Annotated in this window: 7 protein-coding genes; 4 read left to right on the plus strand and 3 right to left on the minus strand. The window is 73.1% G+C overall.

The window, feature by feature from the left end; genetic code table 11:
* Window positions 1–1,203 (minus strand): amidohydrolase (locus C3489_RS37230; RefSeq protein WP_103786566.1); only part of this gene is annotated, 1,203 nt, incomplete at its 3' end.
* 177 nt (window positions 1,204–1,380) lie between these two features.
* Window positions 1,381–2,868: an APC family permease gene (locus C3489_RS37235; protein ID WP_103786567.1), complete on the minus strand. Its 1,488-nt coding sequence runs from the start codon at window positions 2,866–2,868 to the stop codon at window positions 1,381–1,383.
* A gap of 144 nt (window positions 2,869–3,012) precedes the next feature.
* On the opposite strand from C3489_RS37235, the gene C3489_RS37240 reads away from it, so the two are divergent.
* The gene (locus tag C3489_RS37240; RefSeq protein WP_103786568.1) at window positions 3,013–3,630 is read left to right on the plus strand and encodes a TetR/AcrR family transcriptional regulator; all 618 of its coding nucleotides are present in this window, start codon (window positions 3,013–3,015) and stop codon (window positions 3,628–3,630) included.
* Window position 3,631: 1 nt separating this feature from the next.
* Here the strand turns inward: C3489_RS37240 and C3489_RS37245 are convergent, their stop codons facing one another.
* Window positions 3,632–4,144 (minus strand): hypothetical protein, encoded by a 513-nt coding sequence (locus tag C3489_RS37245; RefSeq protein ID WP_103786569.1) that lies wholly within the window; start codon window positions 4,142–4,144, stop codon window positions 3,632–3,634.
* 153 nt (window positions 4,145–4,297) lie between these two features.
* On the opposite strand from C3489_RS37245, the gene C3489_RS37250 reads away from it, so the two are divergent.
* From C3489_RS37250 to C3489_RS37265, 3 genes are all read left to right on the plus strand, one after another.
* Window positions 4,298–4,705 carry a luciferase family protein gene (locus tag C3489_RS37250; RefSeq protein WP_146075403.1) on the plus strand — a complete coding sequence of 136 codons (408 nt, stop codon included), beginning with the start codon at window positions 4,298–4,300 and terminating at the stop codon, window positions 4,703–4,705.
* Window positions 4,706–5,093: 388 nt separating this feature from the next.
* Entirely contained in the window at window positions 5,094–7,367 is a 2,274-nt protein-coding gene (locus C3489_RS37260; RefSeq protein ID WP_258055123.1) for a SpoIIE family protein phosphatase, read from the plus strand.
* Between the two features lie 93 nt (window positions 7,368–7,460).
* Window positions 7,461–8,906, plus strand: a complete 1,446-nt coding sequence (locus tag C3489_RS37265) for a glyceraldehyde-3-phosphate dehydrogenase (RefSeq protein ID WP_103786572.1) — start codon at window positions 7,461–7,463, stop codon at window positions 8,904–8,906.
* The last annotated feature ends 155 nt before the right edge of the window (window positions 8,907–9,061 follow it).

Below are 9,061 nucleotides of genomic sequence, written 5' to 3' on the forward strand. Positions count from 1 at the left end.
GAGCCGGGTGGACCACTCGTCGGTGCGGTCGGGGCGGGTGTAGGCGGTGTGCGGGGGCTGCATGGAGGCGATGACGCCAAGACCGGTGAAGCGGGCGAGGGTGTCGTCGGGCACGGACTCGATGTGCTCGATCCGGTGCGCGAACCGGGCGCCCTCCCCCAGTGTCTCGACGGTGTCCAGGACGTGCCGTACGGCCGCGTCGCCGATGGCGTGAGTGGCGGTGCGCACGCCGGCCGCGTGCAGGAAGCGCACGGCGTCGCTGTAGGCCTCGGGGTCGGGCCAGAACGCCTCGGTGCCCTGGCCGTGGCAGTCGGGGTGCTCCAGCCAGGCGGTGCCGCCCTCGACGGTGCCGTCCATGAAGAACTTCACGCCCCCCACCCGCCAATGCCGTCCGCCGCGGCGCTGCAGGTCCACCAGTTCCTCCAGCGCGGCCCGGTCGGCGCCGGGCATGCACCAGGGCGCGAAGCGCAGCCGCACCGGCAGGACGGTCTCCTCGGCGACGGCGTCCATCAGGCCGGGGTCGCCGCCGTCCATGACGTGCGCGCCGGTGAGCCCGGTGGCGGCCATGGCGGTGAGCAACTCGACCAGCCGTGCGCGTCGTTCGGCGTACGGCAGCCGGGGCGCGACCTCGTGCACGAGGTCCATGGCGGCGTGCTCGACGAGGTGCCCGGTGAGCCGGCCGTCGGCGTCGGTGGCGATGTGCGAGCGCTGGGCGAAGGCGCGCGGGCCGGTGATGCCGGCGGCCTTCAGCGCGGCGCCGGTGACCAGGGCGGAGTGGCCGTCGTACAGGCGCAGGAAGGCCGGGGCGCCGTCCAGGACGTCCTCGACGAGCGCGCGGTCGACGGGGCGGCCGCCGAAGACGTTGTGGTCCAGGCCCCAGCCGATGACCCAGCCGTCGGTGCGGGGCGCGGTGGCGAGCGCGGCGCGCAGTGCGTCCAGGTCCCGTACGGAGGACAGGTCGGTGCCGGCGGTCATCTCCAGGCCCCACACCGGGTGGCTGTGGCCGTCCACCAGGCCCGGCACCAGGGTGGCCCCGGCCAGGTCCACCACCTCGGTGCCCGGTCCGCACCAGTCGCGGACGTCGGCCTCGTCGCCCACGGCGGCGATCAGCCCGTCGCGGACGGCGACCGCGCGGGCGCCGGGCCGGTCCGGGTCGAGGGTGCGGACGTGGGCGCCGGTCAGGACGAGGTCGGCGGTGGGCATGGGGCTCCTTGCGGCTCTGCGGGGTGGATACGGGGTCGTGCGCCCTGGGGCTCGGCGGCGTGGATACGGGGGTCATGCGCCCTGGGGCTCGGCGGATGGTCGCGGGGTCGTCCCCCAGGGGCTCGGCCGGGTGGACAAGGCCTCGTTCGCCTACGGCTCGGCGGGGTCGGCGACAGGTCACTCGCCGGCGACGGCGGCCGGTTCGGCCACGGGCGCGGCGGGGTCGCTCGCGGGTTCGGCGGCGAACCCGGCGTACACCTCGGGCTTGCGGCGGCGCAGCCAGCCCGCGAGGAGCAGCCCCAGGACGAACACGGCCGGGACGACGGCGGCGAGGACGGTGTTGACGGTCGCGGAGGCGCCGGTGAACAGGTCGAGGTGGGTGATCACCAGCGCGATGGCGGTGGCCAGGAGGATCGCGGCGGCCACGGGCGCGACGACGGTGCGCAGGGCGCCCTCGGTGTGGCGGACGCGCCGGAAGTAGAAGGGGATGGCGAGCGCGGCCAGCAACTGCAGGGCCAGCAGGCCGAGCATGCCGGGCGTGTTCACCCACAGCAGCAGCTGGTTGTAGGGGTCGGCGCCGGCCGCGGCGAAGGCGAGCACGACGGCGGCGCCGAGGACGGTCTGGGCGATTCCGGCGACGTACGGGGAGCCGTGGCGGGAGTGGACGCGGGCGAGCGCCTTGGGCAGCACGCCCTCCTCGGCGAGGGCGAGGCCGTAGCGGTTGATGGCGTTGTGGAAGGAGAGCAGGGACGCCAGGACGCTGGTGACGATCAGGACGTGCATCAGGTCGGCCGCCCAGCCGCCGACGTAGGTGGTGATCGCGGAGAAGAACAGTCCGGCGGGGTCCTGGCCGGCCGCCTCGACCACGTGGCTGTCGCCGAAGGCCTGGACGGCGATCCAGACGACGAAGGCGTAGAACAGGCCGAGGAAGCCGACGGCGATGTAGGTGGCGCGGGGCACGGTGCGGTCGGGGTCGCGGGCCTCACGGCGGTAGATGACGGTGGACTCGAAGCCGGTGAACGCGGCGAAGGCGAACGCCAGGACGGCGGCCGTGCCGGGCACGAACACGTTGCCGGGGGTGAAGGATGCGAGGGACAGGCCGTGTGCGCCGCCCTCGATCAGCACTCCGCCGGCGAGCAGGACGAGGATGCCGGTCTCGGCGACCAGCAGCACGCCGAGGACCTTGGCGCCGAAGTCGATGGAGCGGAACCCGCCGTAGCCGATGAGCAGCAGACCGGCGAGGGCGACGGGCAGCCAGGGCAGATGCGCGCCGGAGAGCGCCTGCACGGTGTCGCGGGTGGCGGTGCCGAGGAGCCCGTAGACGCCGATCTCCATGCCGTTGTAGCCGACCAGGGCGAGCAGGGCGGCGCCGACGCCGACCCCGCGGCCGAGACCGCGGGTGATGTACGCGTAGAAGGCGCCGCCGCCGTGCACATGGCGGCTCATGGTGGTGAAGCCGATCGCGAAGACGGCGAGGGTGACGCCGGCGAGCAGATAGCCGACCGGGGCACCGATCCCGCCGAGCAGGATGGCCAGCGGGGCGACGCCGGCCATGACGGTCAGCGGGGCCGCGGCGGACACGACGAAGAAGGCGATGTCGGCGGTGCCGAGGGAGCCGCTTCTCAGGGCGGCGGCGGGGGTGGGTGCGCAAGTGCTGTCGGGCACGTCGGAAGCCCTTCTGAGCTGCGGGCAGGGGGCGGGGCAGGGACATACGGGGTCTGCAGGCGCCGTAAACCGAAAGGCTTTCGGTTTGCGCAATGTAACCTCCCCTTCGGACGACTGGGAAGACCCCGAGGGGGACGACAGAACATGGGACGGCCGCGCACACCCCTGCTGGACCGGGAGCGCATCACCACCACGGCCCTGGAACTGGTGGACGAGCAGGGCGAGTTCAGCGTCCCGCAGATCGCTCGGCGGCTCGGGGTGCAGACGGGTTCCGTCTACCACCACGTGGACGGCCGCGACGGCATCGTGGAGCTGCTGCGCGAGCGGGTGTCACGGGCCATCGACACGGCCGCCCTCGACGTCCGCCCCTGGGACGCGGCGCTGGCGGCCTGGGCGCGCTCCTACCGGGCCGCGTTCGCGGCGCACCCGAGGGCGATCCCGCTGCTGATGACGAATCCGGTGCGCGCGCCCCGGGTGCTGGAGCAGTACGAGCAGGCCGTCACGCTGCTGCTCGACACCGGGTTCCCGATGTCCGAGGTGATGACGATGATCGTCGCGCTGGAGAACACGGTCCTCGGTTCGGCGCTGGACCTGACCGCGCCCGAGGCCATGTGGGAGATCGACGACGCCTCGGCCACCCCACGGCTGGCCGAGGCGCTGGACGCGGCCGGCCCGAACCGGGCCGACCGCGCCTTCGAGGTGGCGTTGGAGGCCTTCCTGGCCCACGCGCGGCGCAGGCTTGAGGAGTGGCGGGAGGACTGAGTCAGCGGCAGACGTTGCCGTGCCGGACGTCCAGGACGAAGCGCTCCGGCGAGTGGAGCGCGAAGGTGCGGTAGTGCGGCCTGCTGTGGAAGGCGGCACCGAAGGAGACCACGCCTTCGAAGTCGCCGGTCAGGGCGAGGCCCTTGAGCTGGGGCAGACGGAGGGTGACCAGACGCGGCCCCCGGTAGACGGACCGGCCGGCCATGTCGTGCGCGGCGGCGGGTGACAGCTTGATCGACAGGAAGTGGTGCCCGGGGAGCGGGACCCGCTTGCCCGAGGCGTCGTAGCGCAGTTGCTTCACCGGTGTCACGGTGACCGGCGGCAGCTTGCCGCGGACGTCGATGACGAGCCGGTCGTAGGTGCAGTGGCCGGCCCAGCGGGCGTTGGTGACCAGTGCGGTCCTCGGCACCGCCCCGGACTGCGGGGTGGCGGAGGCGGAAGCCGTGGCACCGGCCACGGACAGGGTGAGAAGCGCAGCCGCGACAGCGGCCGTGCGGCGCGGACGGTGGTGCATGACGCCCCCCGGTTTCTCCTGAGTGAGGGGACAGAACTGACACTAAGGGGGACATTCCTGCCCGGCATACGGTTGCACCGGTGGCAGGCTGCGGTTCGGTTACGTCTCGCTCACACCTTGGTGGACGGGCCGTAAGCGCACCATGATGAGCGCATGACGTTGGCCCTGCGAGCCATGGACCGCCTGGCGAACTGGGCGGATCTCACCGAGGCCGCCCCCAGTTGCGGCACCGGCAGCGCGCTGCGCTGCGACCGGGCCGAGATCGCCCACTTCCACACCGAACGGGATGTCGACCTGCATCTGACCACCTGGGCGGTGCGGCGGTTCGAACAGGATCTCGGCAGCGCGACCGCCGTCCAGCTGGTTCCGGGCGCGCAGTGGGTGACGGTGCGCCTGGAGGTCGACACCGACATCGACCTGCTCATGACGCTGGTCAGCCTGGCCCTGCGGGCCCATCAGCGGTGCCCCGTGCCCCGCGACGCGCCCCCGGCGCGCTGCACGGCGGCCCGCACCGCCGTCCCGGCCCAGCCGACGGCGGCCGAGCGGCGCCCGGGCGGGTAGCGACGGCACCCTTGACCGCGCGCCGCACCGACCTGCGGCGACGCTCGGTGATGTCACCCGACTGGCCGTGAGAAGGGGCCAGGCACGCGGTGCCGTGCTCGGATGGAGGGGTCCCTCCCCATTCCGAACCGAGGTAGCTGAGATGCACGAGATGTGGTGCGGCGCAGACACCCGGGGTGAACCGGTGTGGCACGTCCTGACGACCGACAAGACCTCCACGCTGTGCGGAATGACGAAACGTGAGGAGGAACTCGCGAGCCGCGAGGTGACCGACCGCCACTGCTTCCCCTGCATGAAGACCTTCCAGGAGGCCGTGCAGGCGACGATGTGAGCCCGAGCGGCCGGTGAGCGCTGGGCCCGGCGGCCGGATCCGGCGTACTGTCCCGATATGGGCGGCAAGCGCTCCGTGCCTCACGACGAGCGGACTCCGACGCCCGCCGGGCCCCCGGCGGGCACGGGCGCGGGTGCGGGCACAGGCCCGGATGAAGGTGCCGGGCCCGGCGCGGCGGACACCGGCACGACCGCGGGCCCAGGCAGCGGCACCACCCCCGGCACCCTGGACCACGCGCTGGACTCCGCCCTGGCCGACACCGTCCGCCGCACCGGCGCCGCCATCGGCGGTCTCTACCTGATGGCGCAGAGCGAGGCACTCGGCACCAGCACACCCATGCTGCGCCTGGTGGCGCTGTGCGGTCTGCCGGAGGAGTTCACCACGCCCTGGCAGCGGCTGCCGATGACCGCCCCCGTACCGGTCGCCGACGCGATCCGCGACAACCGGCTGGTGTGGGTCGGCAGCCAGGGCGACATGGTCCGCCACTACCCGCGCGCCGCGGCCGTCCTGCCCTACCCGTTCGCGCTCGCCGCGCTCCCGCTGTACGGGGCGCACCGCTGCTGGGGCGGCATCGTGCTGATGTGGCCCGCGGACCACCCCCGCCACAGCACCGCCCGCGAGCGCGCCCGGATCGTCTCGGGCGCCCGCCGCCTCGCCCAGCTGCTCGACGACGCGCCCACCGAGCCGTCGCTGCCCGAGCGGCCGCGCAGCGTCCCCGTGGACGCCGCCCACCACCCGCTGCAGACCGGCCTGGCCGCGGCGGACTACCTGGAACGGCTCCCCTGGGGAGCCCTGTCCCTCGATCTGGAGGGCCGGATCACCTTCATCTCCCGTACGGCCTCCCGGCTGCTCGGCCGCGGCGCCGACCGGCTGCTGGGCACCCGCCCGTGGGAGTCGCTGCCCTGGCTGGACGACCCCGTCCACGAGGACCACTACCGCACGGCCGTCGTCAGCCGCGCCCCGGTGTACTTCACCGCGGTGCGCCCGCCCGGTGAGGCGCTGGCCTTCGAGCTGTACCCGGACGCCAGCGGCATCAGCGTCCGCGTCATCCCGAGGAGCGGACCGCTGCCGGACGGGGCGCCGGCGGCCCCCGCGCGCCGGCCCGGTATCGCGCCCACCGGCCGCCTGTACCAGCTGGTGCACCTGGCCGCCGCGCTCGGCGAGACGGTGGGCGTGCAGGACCTGGTCGCCCTGGTCGCCGGCCAGATCCTGCCCGCGTTCGGCGCCCAGGGCCTGGTGCTGTCGGCCGCCGACGCCGGCCGGCTGAAGATCACCGGCCATCACGGCTACCCGCGGGAGGCCATCGAACGCCTGGACGCCCTGCCGCTCAGCACGGAACTGACCCCCGCCGGGCAGGTCCTCGCCAGCGGCGCCCCCGCCTTCTTCGCCTCCCCCGCCGAGCTGGCGGCCCGATTTCCCCGGGCGCCCCGGATCAGCGGGAAGCAGGCCTGGGCCTTCCTGCCGCTGATCGTCACCGGGCGGCCGGTCGGCTGCTGCATCCTGTCCTACGACGAGCCGCACGCCTTCACCGCCGACGAGCGGGCCGTGCTGACCTCACTGGCCGGCCTGATCGCGCAGGCCCTGGACCGGGCGCGGCTGTACGACGCCAAGCAGCAGCTGGTGCAGGAGCTGCAGCGCGCCCTGCTGCCCCGCACCCTGCCCACGCTGCCCGGTCTTGCGGTGGCCGCCCGCTATCTGCCGGCCGGCCACGGGGTGGAGATCGGCGGCGACTTCTACGACGTGCTGCGGCTGGACTCCCGTACGGCCGCCGCGGTGATCGGCGACGTCGAGGGGCACAGTGTGGCCGCCGCGGCCCTGATGGGGCAGGTGCGCACCGCCATCCACGCGCACGCGACCTCCGGGGCGTCCCCGGACGAGGTGCTGGCCTGCACCAACCGGCTGCTGACGGAGCTGGACTCCGAGTTGCTCGTCTCCTGCCTGTACGTCCATCTCGACCTGGACCGGCACCTGATCACGCTGGCCAGCGCCGGTCATGTCGCCCCGCTGCTGCGCACCGGGCCGGGGCGGGCCCGCACCGTCGAGGCGGAGCCCGGCCCGCTGCTCGGCATCGACACCCGCGCCCGCTACCCGACCACGTCGCTGCCGCTGCCGCCGGGCGCGGTCCTCACCCTGTACACCGACGGTCTCGTGGAGGTCCCGGGCGCCGACGCCTCCGAGGTCACGGCGGACCTGGTGGCGCACCTGGCCGGCGCGGACCACCGGGATCTGGAGGGGCTGATCGACGGTCTCGTCGGCCGGATCTGGCCCACGGCCCGGTACAGCGACGACATCACGGTCCTGGCCCTGCGGGCCGGGCCGGTGGGGCCGTGAGCCCGGCCCTGGGGCGGTGAAGGGGACCACCTGACGGACCCGTCGAGCGGTGCGGTTAGCATATGAGCGCCACCTAGCTCGAAAGTTGGACCCGTGACTGTCAACGACGACTCGTTCACCACCTGGAACCACCGCGAGGAGATCGCGGAGTCGATGATCCCGATCATCGGGAAGCTGCACCGGGAGCGGGACGTGACGGTCCTGCTGCACAGCCGTTCCCTGGTGAACAAGTCGGTGGTCAGCATCCTCAAGACCCACCGATTCGCCCGTCAGATCGCCGGCGAGGAGCTCTCGGTCACCGAGACGATGCCGTTCCTGCAGGCGCTCACCACCCTCGACCTCGGCCCGTCCCAGATCGACATCGGCATGCTCGCCGCGACGTACAAGAGCGACGACCGCGGCCTGAGCATCGAGCAGTTCACCGCCGAGGCCGTGGCCGGCGCCACCGGCGCGAACAAGATCGAGCGCCGCGAGGGCCGCGACGTCGTGCTGTACGGCTTCGGCCGCATCGGCCGCCTGGTCGCCCGCCTGCTGATCGAGAAGGCCGGCTCCGGCAACGGCCTGCGGCTGCGCGCGATCGTGGTGCGCGGCGGCGGCGCCCAGGACATCGTCAAGCGCGCCTCGCTGCTGCGCCGCGACTCCATCCACGGCCAGTTCCAGGGCACCATCACCGTGGACGAGGAGAACAGCACGATCCTCGCCAACGGCAACGAGATCAAGGTCATCTACGCCAACGACCCGAGCGAGCTCGACTACACGGCGTACGGCATCAAGAACGCGATCCTCATCGACAACACCGGCAAGTGGCGGGACCGCGAGGGCCTCTCCCAGCACCTGCGCCCGGGCATCGACAAGGTCGTGCTGACCGCCCCCGGCAAGGGCGACGTGCCGAACATCGTGCACGGCGTGAACCACGACACGATCAAGCCGGACGAGCAGATCCTGTCCTGCGCCTCGTGCACCACCAACGCCATCGTGCCGCCGCTGAAGGCGATGGACGACGAGTACGGCGTGCTGCGCGGCCACGTGGAGACCGTCCACTCGTTCACCAACGACCAGAACCTGCTGGACAACTACCACAAGTCCGAGCGCCGGGGCCGCTCCGCGCCCCTCAACATGGTCATCACCGAGACCGGAGCCGCCTCGGCCGTCGCCAAGGCGCTGCCGGACCTCAAGGCCCGTATCACCGGCAGCTCGATCCGCGTCCCTGTGCCGGACGTCTCGATCGCGATCCTCAACCTCCAGCTGGCCCGCGAGGCGAGCCGTGAGGAGGTCCTGGACTACCTGCGGGACGTGTCGCTGACCTCGCCGCTGCGCCGCCAGATCGACTTCATCAGTGCGCCCGACGCGGTCTCCAGCGACTTCATCGGCTCGCGCCACGCGTCGATCGTGGACGCCGGCGCCACCAAGGTTGAGGGCGACAACGCGATCCTCTACCTGTGGTACGACAACGAGTTCGGCTACTCCTGCCAGGTCATCCGGGTCGTCCAGCACGTCTCCGGCGTCGAGTACCCGACGTACCCCGCGCCGGCGGTCTGATCCGCCCGGTGCCGACGAGGCCGGCGCACTCCTCGCGAGGCGCCGGCCTCCGGCGTCTCCGTCACCGGGCACCGGGCATTGGGCATTGGGCACCGGGGTGACGGCGCCGTGGTCACCGGGTGCCGGGTGCCTCGCGGGTCCGCGTGCGCAGGGTG

It is taken from the genome of Streptomyces sp. Ru71, from assembly GCF_002920535.1.
Lineage (GTDB): Bacteria > Actinomycetota > Actinomycetes > Streptomycetales > Streptomycetaceae > Streptomyces.